Genomic DNA, 16,684 nt, shown 5'->3' on the forward strand with positions numbered 1-16,684 from the left:
AAAAACGATAAGCAATACAACGCCATGCGCTACGACGAGCCAAACAGCCGGCTATCCGCGCGCAGCAGATGCAGATCGCGGTGAAAGCGAGTATACCCAACCCGATTGAAGAATTCGAGGATCTGGATCGCGCGCTTGCGCCCGAGTTGCGTCGCATCGCGGAATGTCGCCGCGTCGAGCGCGCCGCCGCGCGAGTCCGCCAGCTCCGCGACCACCGCCGCCAGCTCCGCCACGACGTCGCGATGATAAAACAGGTCGCGCACGACTTGATGCAGCTCCCCGCGTCTCGCCAGCTTGCGCAACACGCCGCGCACCAGATCCTCCGCGTTGCCCGTCGCGGCGGCTAGATCGCGCACCCACGGCGGATCGTAGCGGCCCGCGGCCACGAGCGGCAGCAGGCGCTGCGCCAGCGCCTCCTCGCGCGCATCGAGACTCACCGCATGCGACGGCAGATGCAGCCACGGCCCGCTGCGCGCGATCTCGCCGCCGGCGATCGACGCATCGATCAACGCGCGCCACAGCGCATCGTCGGCGAGCGGCGCCGCGATCCGCCGCAGTCGCGCGCCGTCCGGTCCCTGCTCGTCCGGCGACCGCTCGTGAAACGCCCGCAGCGCCGCGGCCACCTTCCCGCCCAGCCCGTCCCAATGCCGGCGCGCGACCAGCAGCGCGGCGCCCGCTTCGCTACCTGACAGCGGCACGCTCACCGCGTCGGCAGGCAGCGTCAACGCCTCCAGCGGCAGCCCGGTCAAATGAGTCAGCATCCCGGAAGTCACGCCAAGCGGCGCTTCATCGAGCAGCGCATCCAGCCGTCCCTCGTCGAGCCAGACAGCGAGCGCGTCGAGCCACGCGAGCCGTGCCGGCGTGCGCCGCTTGCGCGCCGGTCCGAACGGATCGAGCACGCGCCCGCCGCCCACCGTCCGCGTCGCCTGCGCATTGCGGACGATGAAGCGGTCGCCCGGCATCGCGAACACCGGTTCATCGAAACTCAGCTGCACCCGCGCACGCTGCCCGGCGGCAAGCGATGCCCCATCCAGCAACGCGACGTGCGCAACGCGATGCAGCGTGCCGAGGTGCACATGAAGCGGCGCCCAATGCGCGAGCGTCAGGTCCGCGTCGGGCAGCAGCGTCAGCTCGACGTCGATGCGCGCTGACACGGCCGCCAGACGCGCATCGGCGATCGTGTCGCCCCGCGCCAGCGCGTCCTTGTCGACGCCCGCGAGATTGAGCGCGCAGCGCTCGCCGGCGCGGCCCCGCTCCGTCGCGCGATGCTGCGCATGGATGCTGCGCACCCGCACCGCGTCGCCGGTCCGCACGACCGTCAGTATCGCGCCCGTGCGCACCTGTCCGGCGAATGCCGTCCCGGTCACCACGGTGCCCTGCCCCGTGAGCGTGAACACACGGTCGACCGCAAGCCGGAACAGCCCATCGTCGCGGCGCGCGCGCCACGCCAGCGCTTGCGCACGCAAATACGCATCCAGCGCGGCCACGCCCGCATCGTCCGGTTCGGTCGCGCGCGTGTCGAACACCCGTGCGCCCGCCAACACCGACGACGCCAGCCAGTCGCGAATCTCGTCTCGCACCTGCGCGAGCCGCACCGCGTCGACCCGGTCGCATTTCGTCAACGCCACCGCGCCGTGCGTGACGCCGAGCAATTGCAGGATCGCCAGATGCTCGCGCGTCTGCGGCATCACGCCGTCGTCGGCCGCGATCACGAGCAGCGCGAAATCGATCCCGCACGCGCCCGCCGCCATGGTGTGCACGAGCTTCTCGTGGCCGGGCACGTCGATCAGCCCCAGCACCTCGCCGTTGTCGAGCGGCGCATACGCATAGCCGAGTTCGATCGAAATGCCGCGCGCCTTCTCCTCCTTGAGCCGGTCGGTGTCGACGCCGGTCAGCGCGCGCACGAGCGTCGTCTTGCCGTGATCGATATGACCTGCCGTCCCGACGATCATGCGCGCGGCTCCGTCGCCTGCGCGCACTGCGCGATCAGCGCCGCCTCGTCCGCCGCCTCGACGCAGCGCAGGTCGAGCCGCAGCGCATCGTCGGCAATCCGTCCGAGCACCGGCCTCGGCCAGCCGCGCAGCCGCGTCTCGAGCTGCGCCAGCGCCCGCCCGCTGCGCTTGCCGTCGCTCGCGCGCACGACGAGCCCATAGCTCGGCAGTTGATCGACCGGCAGCGCGCCGCTGCCGATCTGGCTGAACATCGGCTCGACGCTCACCGCATACGCTGTGCCGACGGCCTGCTGCAGCGCCGGCCGCACGCGCTCCGCCGCCGCCGCGATCTCCGCTTGCGGACGCGTGAGCAAACGCAGCGTGGTCAGCCGCTCGCGCAGGAACTCGGGCGCCTGATACAGGCGCAGCACCGGTTCGAGCGCGGCCAGCGTCAGCTTGCCGACCCGCAGCGCGCGCTTGAGCGGATGCTTCTTGATTTTCGCGACCAGTTCGCGATTGCCGACGATCAGCCCCGCCTGCGGACCGCCCAGCAGCTTGTCGCCGCTGAACGTGACCAGGTCGGCGCCCGCCTCGACGGTCTCGCGCACCGTCGTTTCCTTCGGCAGCCCCCATTGCGCGAGATCGGCCAGCGTACCGCTGCCGAGATCGACCGCCACCGGCAGCCCGTGCTCGCGCGCGAGCGGCGCCAGCTCCGCCAGTTCGACCGCCTTGGTGAAACCGCTGATCGCGTAGTTGCTGCAATGCACTTTCATCAGCATCGCGGTACGCGGCCCGATCGCGTCCGCGTAGTCGCGCAGATGGGTACGGTTGGTCGTGCCGACTTCCCGCAGCTTCGCGCCGGCGCGGCTCATGATGTCGGGAATCCGGAACGCACCGCCGATCTCCACCAGCTCGCCGCGCGACACGATCACCTCCCGCTTCGGCGCAAGTGCGGACAGCGTCAGCAGTACGGCCGCCGCGTTGTTGTTGACGACGGTCGCCGCCTCCGCGCCGGTCAGTTCGCAGATCAACGCGTCGATCAGGTCGTCGCGGTCGCCGCGCCGGCCGGTGTCGAGATCGAACTCGAGGTTCATCGGCTGCGTGAGCGCGCCCACCACCGCCCGCACCGCGTCGTCCGGCAGCAGCGCGCGGCCGAGGTTCGTGTGCAGCACGGTGCCCGTCAGATTGAATACCGCGCGCAGCGCGCTCCGGTCCTGCGCGGCGAGCCGCGCGCGCAGGTCGGCCGCGATGCCGGCGTCGTCGAGCGGCGCGACGCTGTCGGCATCGTGCCGCGCGGCACGCCGCCACGCGTCGAGCGACGCGCGTATCGCGGCCAGCACGCGCGTGCGGCCATACACGCCGACCAGCGGCTGGACCTCCGCCGCCGACAGCACGCGCTCGACCGACGGCACGCGCGCCAGCAACGCATTCAGTTCGTTCACGCCGGGTTCGCTCACGTCCCGCCCTCTCCTTATGCGTCGCCCGGCAGTTCCGGCCACAGCAGCGGATTCGGGCTGCTGCGCTGGTAGCCGGCTTCGTTCATCAGCAGGTCGAGCGTGAGGCTCGCGAGATCGTCCGCGAGCGGTTCGACGTCGTAATCCTTGTCCTGATAGCCGATCTTCCGGTACGTATGGCATTCGTCGCACGACTCGGCCTTGAGCGCGTCGCCGCCGCCTTCGATGCCGTGATAGGCGATGCCCTTGGTCGAATCGCAGTGCGAGCACTTGGTGCGCACCATGTGCCATTCGGTCGTGCAAAGCCCGCATTGCAGGAAGCGGTAGCCCTGGTACTGGCCGCCCACGCGCACGACGCTCGCCACCGGATGCGATCCGCAAACCGGGCACAGGCCCGGCTGATCGAGGTACGGGATGTCGGCGGGCGGCATCCGGATCGCGAGATCGGTCCACACCACCTGCAGCGCGGCCATGATGAACGGCGCGCAGGCCGGCTCGATCTCGGCGAAGCGCAGCGCGACGATCGCGTCGGCCTGCGCGTCGAGCGCGGCCGGCGCCTTCAGCCGCAAGCCGTCGATCAGCTTCGCGAGCGACGGGTTCACGAGGCCCGCCTGTTCGATCTGGTCGAGCAGGCGTTGCAGCACCTCGCGCCATTGCGGGTCGCGCTCGCCCGTCAGCGCGGGCGCGAGCGGCATCGAATGCTGCTGCGCCTGCTTGATGGCCGCCTTCGACGGCGCCTGCGCGCTGAACGTCTGCAGCATCGCGTGCTGCGCATCGGCGACGGTCGCCATCAGCCGCAGATAGCCGCCGATCGGATTCAGGTCGGCGAGCTTGCGCAGCCGCGCCGCGCGCGCGGCGAACGCGGTGCCGCGCTCCGGCAGGCGAAAACGCGGAATGGCCGAATGATCGAGCGACGCGATGTCATTCGGATCGAGAATCTGTTGAGTCACTTTAGTCAAGAGCGTGCCCTAAAAAAACAAGCGCCGAACGGTCGGCGCTTTGCTGGCGACGGCTTTCGTGGTCCGAACCGACGGTGTGTCGATCCGGCCGACCGAAAGCGCGGCCGCGGTATCCGGTGCCCCGGCGGAAGCCCCCGGGGCGACGGCGCGCGGCGCGGATCCGATCCGCGGCGCGCCCCACCTTCACGCGGCGCGCGATTACTTCACGCTTTCGCGGAACCACTTCGGATGGTGCTTCTTCGCCCAGCCGAGCGTCACGGTGCCGCGCACCATCGCGCCGATCGACCCTTTCACCCACAGCGCCGCATAGATGTGGACGACGATGCTGGCGATCAGCACGAACGCGGCCGCCGCATGAACGACGGACGCCGCGCGGATCACCTCGATCGGAAAATAGAACGAGAAATAACGCCGCCAGATCACGATGCCGGACAGCAGCAACAGCAGCAGACAGGCCACCAGCGTGAAGAATAGCAGCTTCTGTCCGGCGTTATACCGGCCGACTTCCGGCAGCTTGTCCTCGCGATTCGCGAGCACGTCGTCGATCTGCCTGAGCCACTGCCGATCGTCCGCGTCGAGCACGTTGTGGTGCCAGTAGCGCACCACCATCACCGCGAACGACACGAACATCACGAGGCCGGCGAACGGATGCAGGATCCGCGTCCACTGGCCGCCGCCGAACAGCGCCGTCATCCAGAACATCGACGGATGAAACAGCGCGAGCCCCGACAGCGCGAGCAGCACGAAGGTGATCGCGGTGATCCAGTGATTGCTGCGCTCGTTGGGGGTGTAGCGCACCATCAGGTTCGGGTCCTTGTCGCTCATTTCGCGTCCTCCTTGATGCGGCGTGCCTCGTCGCGGGCGGCGGCTTCCTCTTCGTCCGTGACCTCGTTCGGCCCCACGCGGGTGTAGTGGAAGAAGCCCGCGAGCGCCGACAGCGCGATGCCCGCGACCGCCAGCGGCTTCGCGATCCCCTTCCAGAACTTCACCATCGGGCTGATCGACGGGTTGTCCGGCAGGCCGTGATACAGCGACGGCTTGTCGGCATGATGCAGCACGTACATCACGTGCGTGCCGCCGACGCCTTGCGGGTCGTACAGCCCGGCGTGCTCGAAGCCGCGCTCCTTCAGATCCTCGATCCGCTCGGCCGCGTGCTGCTTCATGTCCTCCTTGGTGCCGAACACGATCGCGCCCGTCGGGCAGGTCTTCACGCAGGCCGGCTCCTGGCCGACCGCGACGCGGTCGGAGCAGAGCGTGCACTTGTACGCGCGATGATCCTTCTTCGAGATGCGCGGCACGTTGAACGGGCAGCCCGTCACGCAATAGCCGCAGCCGATGCAGTTTTCCTCATGGAAATCGACGATGCCGTTGTTGTACTGCACGATCGCGCCCGGCGACGGACACGCCTTCAGGCAGCCCGGATCCTCGCAGTGCATGCAGCCGTCCTTGCGGATCAGCCATTCGAGGTCGCCCGCCGGGTTCTCGTATTCGGAGAACCGCATCACCGTCCACGAATGCTCGCTCAGGTCGGCCGGGTTGTCGTACACGCCGACGTTCGTGCCCACCTCGTCGCGCAGGTCGTTCCACTCCATGCACGCGGTCTGGCAGGCCTTGCAGCCGATGCACTTCGACACGTCGATCAGCTTCGCGACGCTGCCCGTCACCGGCTCGCGCACCGTGGGCGGCGGCGTGGTGGTGGCGGAGACGCGCTTGATATCCAGCGATTGCAATGCCATCTCTTATCCCCTTACGCCTTTTCCACGTTCACCAGGAACGACTTGAATTCCGGTGTCTGCGAGTTGCCGTCGCCGACGGACGGAGTCAGGGTGTTCGCGAGATAGCCGGGCTTCGTCAGCCCCTTGAAGCCCCAGTGCAACGGAATGCCGACGGTCTGCACCTTCTTGCCGTCGACCATCAGCGCCTTGATCCGCTTCGTGACCAGCGCGACCGCGACGATATGGCCGCGGTTCGACGACACCTTCACGCGATCGCCGTGCGCGACGCCCACCTCTTTCGCCAGCTCCTCGCCGATCTCGACGAACTGCTCGGGCTGAATGATCGCGTTGAGCCGCGCGTGCTTGGTCCAGTAGTGGAAGTGCTCGGTCAGCCGGTAGGTGGTGGCCACGTACGGGAATTGCTCGACCTTGCCGAACGCGGCCCGATCGTCCGGGAACACGCGGGCGGCCGGGTTGTTCAGCGCGCGCGGATTGTCCGGGTGGAGCGGGTTCGCGGCGAGCGGCGTCTCGAACGGCTCGTAATGCTCGGGGAACGGCCCTTCGTTCATCCCGTCGCGCGCGAAGAAGCGCGCGACGCCTTCCGGATTCATGATGAACGGCCCCATGCCGGTCTCGGGCGGCTCGTCCGCCTTGTAGTCCGGGATATCGGGACCGCTCCAGGTCTTGCCGTTCCAGCCGATCAGCTTGCGGGTGGGATCGAACGGCTTGCCGCTCGTATCGCACGACGCGCGGTTGTACAGGATCCGCCGGTTCGCCGGCCAGGCCCAGGCCCAGCCGAGCGTCTGGCCGATGCCGGTCGGATCGGCGTTGTCGCGCCGCGCCATCTGGTTGCCCGCCTGGGTCCACGCGCCGCAGAAGATCCAGCAGCCGCTCGACGTGCTGCCGTCGTCCTTCAGCTGCGCGAAGCCGGCGAGCTGCTCGCCCTTCTTCACGAGCGTCTTGGCCGCATCCTTCGGATCGGGCAGATCGGCGAGCGCGCGGCCGTTGAACTCCATCGCCAGCTCTTCGGGCGTCGGGCTTTCCGGATTCGCATACGGCCAGGTCAGGTTGAGGATCGGATCGGGAAACTTGCCGCCGTCCTTCCGGTACATCGCGCGCATCCGGGTGAAGATGCCCGCCATGATCTCCAGGTCGCTCTTCGCCTGGGCCGGCGGCTCCGCGCCCTGCCAGTGCCACTGCAGCACCCGGCCGGAATTCACGAGCGAGCCGCGCTCCTCCGCGAAGCACGAGGTCGGCAGCCGGAACACCTCGGTCTGGATCTTCGATGCGTCGACGTCGTTGTAGTCGCCGTGGTTCTTCCAGAACTCCGAGGTCTCGGTCGCGAGCGGATCCATGATCACGAGCCACTTCAGCTTGGCGAGCGCGGCCGCCGTCTTCACCTTCGACGGCGCCGCCGCGAGCGGATTGAAGCCCTGCGCGATATAGCCGTTGATCTTGCCCTGGTACATCAGCTCGATCGTCTGCAGCAGGTCGTACGGCTTGTCGAGCTTCGGCAGATAGTCGTAGCCCCAGTGGTTGTCGGCGGTGGCCGCGTCGCCCCACCACGCCTTCATGAAGCTCACGTGGAACGCGCGGTAGTTCTTCCAGTAGCTCAGCTGGTTCGGCCGCAGCGGCTGCTGCGCGCGCTTCTTGATGTACGCGTCGAAATCCTGCTCGGCCTGCGACGGCAGCGTCATATAGCCGGGCAGCAGGTTCGACATCAGCCCGAGATCGGTCAGCCCCTGGATGTTCGAGTGGCCGCGCAGCGCGTTCATGCCGCCGCCCGCGATGCCGATGTTGCCGAGCAGCAGCTGCACCATCGCGCCCGTGCGGATCATCTGCGCGCCGACCGAGTGGTGGGTCCAGCCGAGCGCGTACAGGATCGTGCCCGCGCGTCCGGGCACCGCGGTGGTCGCCAGCATCTCGCACACTTTCAGGAACTTGTCCTTCGGCGTGCCGCAGATCCGCTCGACCATCTCGGGCGTATAGCGCGAATAGTGCTGCTTGAGCAGGTTGTACACGCAGCGCGGATGCGCCAGCGTGGCGTCGACCTTCACGAAGCCGTCGTCGCCGCGTTCGTAGTCCCAGCTCGATTTGTCCGGATACGCGTGCTTTTCCGCGTTGTAGCCGGAATAAATGCCGTCGTCGAACGCGAAATCCTCGCGCACGATGAACGGGAAGTCCGTGTAGTTCTTGACGTACTCGTGCTGGATCTTGTCGTTCGTCAGCAGGTAATTGATGACCCCGCCGAGGAACGCGATATCCGTGCCGGTGCGAATCGGCGCGTAGTAATCCGCCACCGAGGCGGTACGCGTGAAGCGCGGGTCGACCACCACGAGACGCGCCTTGCGGTGCGCCTTCGCTTCCGTCACCCACTTGAAGCCGCAAGGATGGGCTTCAGCGGCGTTGCCGCCCATCACGAGAATCACATCCGCGTTCTTGATGTCGACCCAATGGTTCGTCATCGCTCCACGGCCGAACGTCGGGGCAAGACCTGCCACCGTCGGGCCATGTCAGACACGCGCCTGATTGTCGAATGCCAGCATCCCCATGCTGCGCACGGTCTTGTGCGTCAGATAGCCGACTTCGTTGCTGCCCGCCGATGCGGCCAGCATGCCGGTCGTGAGCCAGCGGTTGACCTTCGCGCCGTCCTCCGTCGTCTCGACGAAGTTCGCGTCGCGGTCTTCCTTCATCAGCTTCGCGATGCGATCGAGCGCATCGCTCCACGAAATCGGCTGCCACTCGTCCGAGCCGGCGGCGCGGTATTCGGGGTGCTTCAGGCGACTCGGGCTATGGATGAAATCGATCAGGCTCGCGCCCTTCGGGCACAGCGTGCCGCGATTGACCGGGTGGTCGGGGTCGCCTTCGATGTGGATGATGCTCGCTTCGGCGTTCTTCGCGCCGTCCCCGAGGCTGTACATCAGGATGCCGCAACCGACCGAGCAATAAGGACAGGTGTTGCGGGTTTCGACGGTACGCGCCAGTTTGTATTGACGCACCTCGGCGAGCGCTTCGGCTGGCGAGAAGCCCAACAGGGCAAGACTCGAGCCGGCGAGCGTCGTGGCGGTCACCTTCATGAACTGGCGCCGGGACATGTGGAGCATGATGGTCTCGGGCTGGGTGTATTAGGGGAACACTTATTACAACGACTTGTGATGCGCGGATTCTACGGCAGCCACGCCCGCGACGCAGCGCGCCCCCGTGAATCCGGCCCGGCGGCCGAAGCCGCAAGGGGCCGCCGCCTGTTTCGCATCCCTGCTCTTCCGTTATATGACAACGCGAGCGCATCGGATAGGAGGGGCAGCCCTTACAAGGCCGCAAGCTTATCAGAAGCGCGTGTCGGCTCGCATTCAGCTGCCGGAGCCCGGGGCGGCGGGACGCCTGTCGGGCCTGGGTTTCACGGCGACGACGGAATGCGCGGGTCGCCGATCGCCGCCCGCTTCGGCCGCGCGACCGAGGGTGTCGCCGGTCCGCGCGCATCCCGTCCGTCCCCGCGCGAGGATCGCCTAGGATCTCGCTACCCAGCCCCCCTCGGGCTCCATTCCAGGCCGGGCAGCCCGGCGCGCGGCATCCCGATCAGAACGCCGGCAGCCCCGGCGGATTGGTCTCGGACCGTTCGACGGCTTCGGCCTGCAGTCCCCAGCGCGCGAGCGCCTGTCCGTACTTGCCGTCGCGGATCAGGTCGTTGGTGGCGATCGTCAGCGCGGCGGCCAGCCCGCTGCCCTTGCGCGTCGCGATCGCGACGTCCGCCTTTACCGGCCAGCCCGCGTTCACGCCGCCGACGGAACGGATCTGGCCGCCCTGCGCCGCCTGATACGCAAGCGACGCGTTCGGATTCAGCTCGGCGTCCGCGCGGCCGCTCAGCAGCGCGACGCGCGCCACCGCATCGTCGTCGTAGTACTGCAGCACCGCCGGCTTGAGCCCCTGCGCGACGTTGCGCCGGTTCCATTCCAGCAGGATGCGTTCCTGGCTCGTGCCCGAGCCCGTAATGATGCGCAGCCCGGCGATGTCCCGAGGCTCGGCGATCCGCTCGATCGGGCTCGCGCGTCGCACGTAGAAGCCGTGCAGCCCCAGTCGATAGGTCGTGAAATCGAACTTCCGCTTGCGCTGCTCGGTGACGCCGACATTGGAAATCACCGCGTCGTACCGTCCCGAGCCGAGACCGAGCGGCCAGTCGGCCCACGCGACCGGCATGAGCGTCAGCGTCCTGCCGAGCGCGTCGGCGAGCAGCTGCGCGTAATCCGGATCCGCGCCGACCACGGTGCGCGCGTCCGTCGCATAGGTCGCGACGGGCGGCGCATGCGGTGCGATCGCGACCGTGAATGCGCCGTCCGTCACCCAGCGATAGCCGCGCAGCGCGTCGATCGCCTGCGGATCCCGGGCCGCGCGGATACGGCCGGCCTGGCGGGGATCGAGGTCCACGGCGGGCGCGGCGGCGGCCCGGTCGAAGGCCAGCGGGCCGGCGGCGGCGAGCGCCGCCAGCATGAAAGTGCGTCGGTCGATCATCGATGTCGGACGTCGTGAGGAAAAAGGGCCGTGCCGTTCAAAGCACTTTGGACAGGAACGCCCGCGTGCGCGGATGCGCGGGCGCGCCGAGCACCTGCTCCGGCGGACCGGATTCCAGGATGCGGCCGTGCTCCATGAACAGGATCGTGTCGGCCACCTCGCGCGCGAAGCCGATCTCGTGCGTGACGATGATCAGCGTCGTGCCGGAGCGCGCCAGTTCCTTGATCACGTCGAGCACCTCGTTGACCAGCTCGGGATCGAGCGCGGAAGTCGGCTCGTCGAACAGCAGCACTTTCGGCTTCAGCGCCAACGCGCGCGCGATCGCGACCCGCTGCTGCTGGCCGCCCGACAGCTGGCGCGGATACGCGTCGGCCTTCGCCGCGAGCCCGACCCGCGCGAGCAGTTCGCGCGCGACGCGTTCGGCCTCGTCGCGCGCGACGCCGCGCGCGGCCACCGGCGCTTCGACGAGGTTGTCGAGCACGCTCAGGTGCGGGAACAGATTGAACTGCTGGAACACCATGCCGACGTCCACGCGCCGCCGCAGCACGTCGCGCTCCTTCAGTTCGTAGAGCGTGTTGCCGTCGCGGCGATAGCCGATCGGCTCGCCGTCGATGTCGATGAAGCCGTCGTCGACGCGCTCCAGATGATTGATCGTGCGCAACAGGGTCGACTTGCCCGAGCCGGACTGGCCGAGGATCACGGTCACGCTGCCCGGCGGCGCGACGAACGACACGTTGTCGAGCACCTTCTGCTGGCCGTAGCTTTTCGATACGCGATGAATCGCGACCTCGCCGCCCGGGCGCCGCGCGCTTGCCCAGCCCTGCTCGGCCTCGCCCGGCTCGGCGCGAACCTCGGCCGCGGCGCGCACGGGCGCATCGCGGCGGGCCGCCGCGCGGCGCGCCAGCCACGTCGACAGCAGCGACGGCGGCGGATTGCGCAGCGCGCCGCGCGCATAGTGGCGCTCGACCTGCGCCTGGATCGCCGACAGCACGGTCAGGATGATCAGATACCAGACGGTCGCGACCATCAGCAGCGGGATCACGTCGAGGTTGCGGCGATAGATGACCTGCACGGTATAGAACAGCTCCGGCATCGCCAGCACGTACACCATCGACGTCCCCTTCGCGAGCGCGATCAGATCGTTGAACGCGGTCGGCAGGATCGTGCGCATCGCCTGGGGCAGCACGATGCGCCGCGCCTGCCGCGCGCGCGGCAGGCCGAGCGCCGCCGCCGCTTCCAGTTGCCCCTGGTCGACCGACAGGATGCCGCCGCGGATCACTTCGGCGGAAAACGCCGCGTGGTTGAGCGTCAAGCCGAGCACGGCGGCGCAGAACGGGCTGATCAGATCGGTCGTCGCGATGTTCGCGAACGTGATGTCGGTCAACGGGATGCCGAGCCGGATATGGCCGTACAGGTAGCCTAGATTGTTGAGGATCAGCAGCAGCACGATCAGCGGAATCGAACGGAACAGCCAGATGAACACCCACGCAGCGCCCGCGAGCACCCGCGAACGCGACGCACGCGCCAGCGCGACGGCGAGACCCAGCGCGAAGCCGAACAGCGCGCCGAGCAAGGTGAGCAGCAAGGTCCGCGCGAGTCCGGACAGCACCGGCGCCGACAGGAACCATTCGGCAAATACCGGCCAGCCCCATTGCGGGTTGCCGAGCACGGAATGAAGCGCCGCCGCGATCAGCGCGAGCCCGAGCACGGTGCCCGCGGCGCGCGCCGGGTAACGGGCCGGCACGATCCGGTCGGCGGAGCAATCGGTGCGCGCGGCGGCGCCGAGCGGCGGCAGCGCGCCGCCGGCTGCGTGAGTGGTATCGCTCATGATCGGGTTTCCTTCGAAGTCCTGTCGTTGCGCCGCCGCGTCAGGCCGGCTCGAACGCCGCGTAGCGGCTGGCCTTGCGCGCGAGGCCGAGGTGGTCGCGCAGCGTGTCGCCTTGCAGCGTGCGCTGGTAGCGCCCGCGCGCCTCGAGCGCGGGGATCACCAGTTCGACGAAATCGTCGATGCCCTGCGCCTGCACCGGAAAGCCGAGGATGAAGCCGTCGGCCGCGCCCGCGTCGATCCAGCGGACGATCTCGTCCGCGATCTGTGCGCCGGTGCCGACGAAGTTCGAGCGCGGCGTCGCCACCGCGAGCGCCGTCTCGCGCAGCGTGAGCCCTTGCGCGCGGGCATCGGCCTTGATCCGGTCGGTGGTCGAGCGAAAGCTGTTCCGGCCGATCTCGCCCAGCTCCGGAAACGGCGCGTCGAGCGGGTACTGCGTGAAGTCGTGATGATCGAAGTAGCGGCCGAGATAGGCCAGCGCCTCGTCGACGGTCAGCAGATCGCGGATCGCCTGGTACTTCGCCTCCGCCTCGCCGGCCGTGCGCCCGACGATCGGACCGATGCCGGGGAAGATCTTCACGTCGTCGCCGCGCCGGCCGTGCGCGACCGCGCTCTGCTTCACGCGCTGCGCGAACGCGCGGGTTTCGTCGAGCGACGGCGAATGGGCGAACACGGCGTCCGCGTATTTGCCCGCGAGCGCGATGCCGGCATCGGACGATCCCGCCTGGAAAATCACCGGCTGCCCCTGCGGCGAGCGCTGGATGTTCAGCGGCCCCGCCACCTGGAAGAACTTGCCCGCGTGATCGAGCGGATGCAGCTTGTCCCGGTCGAAGAACCGGCCGGTGCGGCGATCCCGGACGAACGCGTCGTCGTCCCAGCTGTCCCACAGCCCTTGCGCGACGCTCAGGTACTCGTCGGCGATCTCGTAGCGCAGCGCGTGCTCCGGATGCGTCGAGCCGTAGTTCTTCGCCGTCCCTTCGAGCGGCGTCGTGACGACGTTCCAGCCCGCCCGTCCGCCGCTGATCAGATCGAGCGACGCCAGCTGCCGGGCGACCGTGAACGGCTCGCTGTACGACGTGGATACGGTGCCCGCGAGGCCGATCTTCGACGTGACGGCCGCCAGCGCGGAGAGCACCGAAATCGGCTCGAAGCGGTTCAGGAAATGCGGAATCGATTTTTCGTTGATGTACAGGCCGTCCGCGACGAACGCGAACGCGATGCCGTTCGCCTCCGCCTTCTGCGTGACTCGCACGATGAAATCGAGGTTGACGCTCGCATCGGGCGGGTTGTCCGGATGCTTCCACGCATTCATGTGGCTGCCGGCGCCTTGCAGCATGATGCCGAACGTGACGTTGCGCTGGGTCATGATGGAGTTCGCTGACGGAATGGAAACAGGTTTCAGGAGCGGGCGGACTGATGCGCGTGCGCCAGCAGTTCGATCGACGCGAGGCGTTCCGCGTAGCGCGTCACCGGCGAATCGACGACGAATTCGTCGACCCCGAGCCGCCGGCTCAGCGCGTCCAGTTCGCGATGCACGCTGTCCGGCGTGCCGGCAATGACGTGCGGCCGCAGTTCGTCGATCCGGTAGTCGGCCGCGCCGCTTTGGCGCGCGAATTCGGCGGCGGCCTGCGCGCTGCCCAGGTTGAAGCTCTGGCCGCCGGCCAGCTCGAGCTTGAAGATGCGCAGCGCGCCGATCAGCGCTTCCGCGCGCGCCTGCGTCTGCGCCGCCACCGCGTACAGCGCGAGCAGCGGCGCGCGCCCGGCCGCCCGGCGGAATGCGTCGAGCGAGCGCTCGACGTTCGCCTCGTCGCCGTTGAAATGGCCCGCGTAGCAGAATTGCCAGCCGAACCGCGCGGCCAGCGCCGCGCTCTCCGGCGAGCCGCCGAGCAGAATACGCTCGGGCGCCTCGGGCGGCACCGGCATCGCGAGCGCGCCGGCGAGCGGATGATCCTCGGCGACGCCCCATTTCAGGAACGCATCCAGTTCGGCGAGCTGCGCGTCGAATGCCGGCTTCCTCGCCTTGTCGTGGCTCCACTGCAGCGCGCGGGTCGTCAGCGGCAAGCCGCCCGGGGCCTTGCCGATGCCGAGGTCGACGCGGCCCGGCGCGAGCGCCGCCAGCAGCTTGAAGGTCTCGGCGACCTTGAACGGACTGTAGTGCTGCAGCATCACGCCGCCCGAGCCCACCCGGATGTGCGACGTCTGCGCGAGCACGTGCGACACGACGATCTCCGGCGCGGAACTCGCCAGGCCCGGCGCCCCGTGATGTTCGGCAATCCAGAAGCGCCGGTAGCCGAGCTGCTCGGCGCGCCGCGCGAGCTTGACGGTGAAGCGCAGCGCGTCGGCGGCGGTCGTGCCGTCGGCGATCGGACTCTTGTCCAGCAACGAAAGGGTGTAGGCCATGGGACGGGGAACGGGTCGCGTGCTCATCGGACCGGGCGGCCGGACTCAGGTCTTCGGCAAGCCGGGCGGATTGGTCTGCGAGCGGTCGATCGCTTCCGATCCGAGCTGCCAACGGTCCAGTACCTTCCGGTAGCCGCCGTCGCGGATCAGGTCGTTCAGCGCGAGCGTGACCGGATCGGCGAGCCCGCTGCCCTTGCGGGTCGTCACCGCGATATCGGCGGTGCGCGGCCAGCCGCCGCTGACGGTACCGACCAGCCGCGTCCCGCCCTGCCGCGCGGCCTGATAGGCCAGCACCGAATTCACGCTGAAGATCGCGTCCGCCCGCCCCGATTGCAGCGCGACGGCCTTCACCGCATCGTCGTCGTAGTACTGCACGGTCACCGGCCGCAGCCCGTGCGCGACGTTCTGGCGATCCCATTCGAGCAGGATCTTCTCCTGGTTGGTGCCCGCGTCGGTGATGACGCGCAGCCCGGCGACATCCTTCGGCTCGCGGATCGACGCGATCCGGCTGCCGGACTTCACGTAGAAGCCGACCTGGTCGCGCCGATACGTCGAGAAGTCGAACTTCGCCTTGCGTTCCTCCGTGACGGTCACGTTCGAGATCACCGCGTCGACCTTGCCGGATTCGAGCGCGAGCGGCCAGTCGGGCCACGCGAGCGCAACGATCTTCAGCTTGCGGCCGAGGCTGTCCGCCAGCAGCTGGGCGAGGTCGGCGTCAAAGCCGACCACGGTGCGCGCGTCCGTCGCATACGTGCTGATCGGCGGCGAGTTCGGCGCGATGCCGATCGTCAGCGTGTCCGCTTCCGCGAACCGGAAGCCGGCGGGCACGGCGCGGATCGCGTCCGAATCCGGCGCGCCGCGCGGACGGCCGGGTTGCTGCGGACTCAGGTCGAAGGTCGCGGCCGACGCCGTTGCGCCGAAACCGATCAACGCAGCGGCCGCGACGCGCAGCAAACGCGTGAAGAACGTTCCACCGAATATCATCAAGGTGTCCTTTTCATTCGTTTCGGAGGGGATTCCGGTTGCCGAACCGCTTCGCTCATCGCGGCGACGCGGCCGGTTCGGCGGCTCTCAGGTCCGCCAGCGCTCCGGGCCGGCCGGGTTCCGCCAGGTTCTTGCCGAACGGCAGATGGACGTAGATTTCCGGATCGATGCCCCGGTCGAACAGCGCGTCGTAGCCGGCATCGAGATAGAGCGCCCATGCCTCGGGCTGCCTGAACCCCGTGGTCAGATAAACGCGCGCGTAACCCTGCCGCGCGGCGCGCAGTTCCAGTTCGCGCACGACCCGCTTCGCGAGCCCCTGACGCCGCAGATCCGCGCGCGTCCAGATCCGCTTCAGTTCCGCCGTGCGCGCGTCGTAGCGCTTGAACGCGCCGCCGCCGATCGTCTCCCCGTCGCGGACCAGCAGGATGAACGCGCCTTCGGGCGGCGCGAACAGCGCATCCGGGTAGCGTGAGAGCTCCTGCTCCGCCTGGGCGCGGCTGTTGTCGCGATAGGCGTCGTAGCGGGTCGCGTACTCGTCGATCAGCGCGTCGATCAACGGCTTCGCCCGAGGGTCCCGTGGGGCGACATCGATAATGCTGTCGGTCATGATGGCAAGCTCGGGTCAGGACAGCGCGAGCGAGCCGCCTCGAGCGGCCTGTCCCGCCGATACGTCATCGCAGCGCCGTCGCCTTCTGAACGGAACAACCGGCCGCACGCGCGCACCGGTTGCGACATCCCGCGTCTTTCATCGAGGCGGCGTCGCTGCCGTGCCGGCGTACTGCCATGCTCGCCACAGTACCGGCTGGACACGCAAAGGCTAACCAAGCAATTCCGATAAGAATATCGGCGCGCGCACCGGCAAGGCATTCGCAAGGTGATCGCGCCGCGCGCACGATCGATACCCCGCGCA

General features: G+C 68.5%; 11 protein-coding genes and 1 pseudogene. All 12 read right to left on the minus strand.

All coding sequences use genetic code 11. The annotated features are described in order from the left end of the window. Positions 1–29: 29 nt before the first annotated feature. The 12 genes and pseudogenes from selB to RZR99_RS10875 all read right to left on the minus strand — a co-directional run bounded on the left by selB (position 30) and on the right by RZR99_RS10875 (position 16,381). On the minus strand, positions 30–1,952 hold the full coding sequence (selB, locus tag RZR99_RS10820; protein ID WP_323119755.1) for a selenocysteine-specific translation elongation factor: 1,923 nt from the start codon (positions 1,950–1,952) through the stop codon (positions 30–32). Beyond that, entirely contained in the window at positions 1,949–3,388 is a 1,440-nt protein-coding gene (gene selA, locus RZR99_RS10825) for an L-seryl-tRNA(Sec) selenium transferase (RefSeq protein WP_323119756.1), read from the minus strand. Before selA ends, selB begins: the two co-directional genes overlap by 4 nt. Next, positions 3,378–4,344, minus strand: a pseudogene (gene fdhE / locus RZR99_RS10830) (formate dehydrogenase accessory protein FdhE); the annotation flags it as partial. The pseudogene fdhE and the gene selA, both read right to left, overlap by 11 nt. A 198-nt stretch (positions 4,345–4,542) precedes the next feature. Further along, complete coding sequence (locus tag RZR99_RS10835; protein WP_323119758.1) at positions 4,543–5,169, minus strand: formate dehydrogenase subunit gamma; 627 nt, start codon at positions 5,167–5,169, stop codon at positions 4,543–4,545. After that, positions 5,166–6,080, minus strand: coding sequence for a formate dehydrogenase subunit beta (gene fdxH, locus RZR99_RS10840; protein ID WP_323119759.1), 915 nt, complete (start codon positions 6,078–6,080; stop codon positions 5,166–5,168). Before fdxH ends, RZR99_RS10835 begins: the two co-directional genes overlap by 4 nt. Positions 6,081–6,091: 11 nt before the next feature. Beyond that, entirely contained in the window at positions 6,092–9,163 is a 3,072-nt protein-coding gene (fdnG, locus tag RZR99_RS10845) for a formate dehydrogenase-N subunit alpha (RefSeq protein WP_323119760.1), read from the minus strand. A gap of 472 nt (positions 9,164–9,635) precedes the next feature. Continuing rightward, entirely contained in the window at positions 9,636–10,565 is a 930-nt protein-coding gene (locus RZR99_RS10850) for an ABC transporter substrate-binding protein (RefSeq protein WP_323119761.1), read from the minus strand. A gap of 37 nt (positions 10,566–10,602) precedes the next feature. After that, the gene (locus RZR99_RS10855; protein ID WP_323119762.1) at positions 10,603–12,393 is read right to left on the minus strand and encodes an amino acid ABC transporter permease/ATP-binding protein; all 1,791 of its coding nucleotides are present in this window, start codon (positions 12,391–12,393) and stop codon (positions 10,603–10,605) included. A gap of 40 nt (positions 12,394–12,433) precedes the next feature. Further along, positions 12,434–13,756, minus strand: coding sequence for an LLM class flavin-dependent oxidoreductase (locus tag RZR99_RS10860; protein WP_323119763.1), 1,323 nt, complete (start codon positions 13,754–13,756; stop codon positions 12,434–12,436). Between the two features lie 32 nt (positions 13,757–13,788). After that, on the minus strand, positions 13,789–14,790 hold the full coding sequence (locus RZR99_RS10865) for an LLM class flavin-dependent oxidoreductase (RefSeq protein ID WP_323119764.1): 1,002 nt from the start codon (positions 14,788–14,790) through the stop codon (positions 13,789–13,791). Between the two features lie 45 nt (positions 14,791–14,835). Beyond that, on the minus strand, positions 14,836–15,774 hold the full coding sequence (locus RZR99_RS10870; protein ID WP_323119765.1) for an ABC transporter substrate-binding protein: 939 nt from the start codon (positions 15,772–15,774) through the stop codon (positions 14,836–14,838). A 55-nt stretch (positions 15,775–15,829) separates the two neighbouring features. Then, positions 15,830–16,381 carry a GNAT family N-acetyltransferase gene (locus tag RZR99_RS10875; RefSeq protein WP_323119766.1) on the minus strand — a complete coding sequence of 184 codons (552 nt, stop codon included), beginning with the start codon at positions 16,379–16,381 and terminating at the stop codon, positions 15,830–15,832. Positions 16,382–16,684: the final 303 nt, after the last annotated feature.

This window comes from Burkholderia alba (genome assembly GCF_034721475.1).
GTDB classification, from domain to species: Bacteria; Pseudomonadota; Gammaproteobacteria; order Burkholderiales; family Burkholderiaceae; genus Burkholderia; species Burkholderia alba.

Excerpts from the sequence above, each read along its gene's own strand:
- selB (WP_323119755.1), bottom strand. The coding sequence starts at position 1,952 with ATGATCGTCGGGACGGCAGGTCATATCGATCACGGCAAGACGACGCTC.
- RZR99_RS10835 (WP_323119758.1), bottom strand. The coding sequence starts at position 5,169 with ATGAGCGACAAGGACCCGAACCTGATGGTGCGCTACACCCCCAACGAG.
- fdxH (WP_323119759.1), bottom strand. The coding sequence starts at position 6,080 with ATGGCATTGCAATCGCTGGATATCAAGCGCGTCTCCGCCACCACCACG.
- RZR99_RS10850 (WP_323119761.1), bottom strand. The coding sequence starts at position 10,565 with ATGATCGACCGACGCACTTTCATGCTGGCGGCGCTCGCCGCCGCCGGC.
- RZR99_RS10855 (WP_323119762.1), bottom strand. The coding sequence starts at position 12,393 with ATGAGCGATACCACTCACGCAGCCGGCGGCGCGCTGCCGCCGCTCGGC.
- RZR99_RS10860 (WP_323119763.1), bottom strand. The coding sequence starts at position 13,756 with ATGACCCAGCGCAACGTCACGTTCGGCATCATGCTGCAAGGCGCCGGC.
- RZR99_RS10865 (WP_323119764.1), bottom strand. The coding sequence starts at position 14,790 with ATGGCCTACACCCTTTCGTTGCTGGACAAGAGTCCGATCGCCGACGGC.
- RZR99_RS10870 (WP_323119765.1), bottom strand. The coding sequence starts at position 15,774 with ATGATATTCGGTGGAACGTTCTTCACGCGTTTGCTGCGCGTCGCGGCC.
- RZR99_RS10875 (WP_323119766.1), bottom strand. The coding sequence starts at position 16,381 with ATGACCGACAGCATTATCGATGTCGCCCCACGGGACCCTCGGGCGAAG.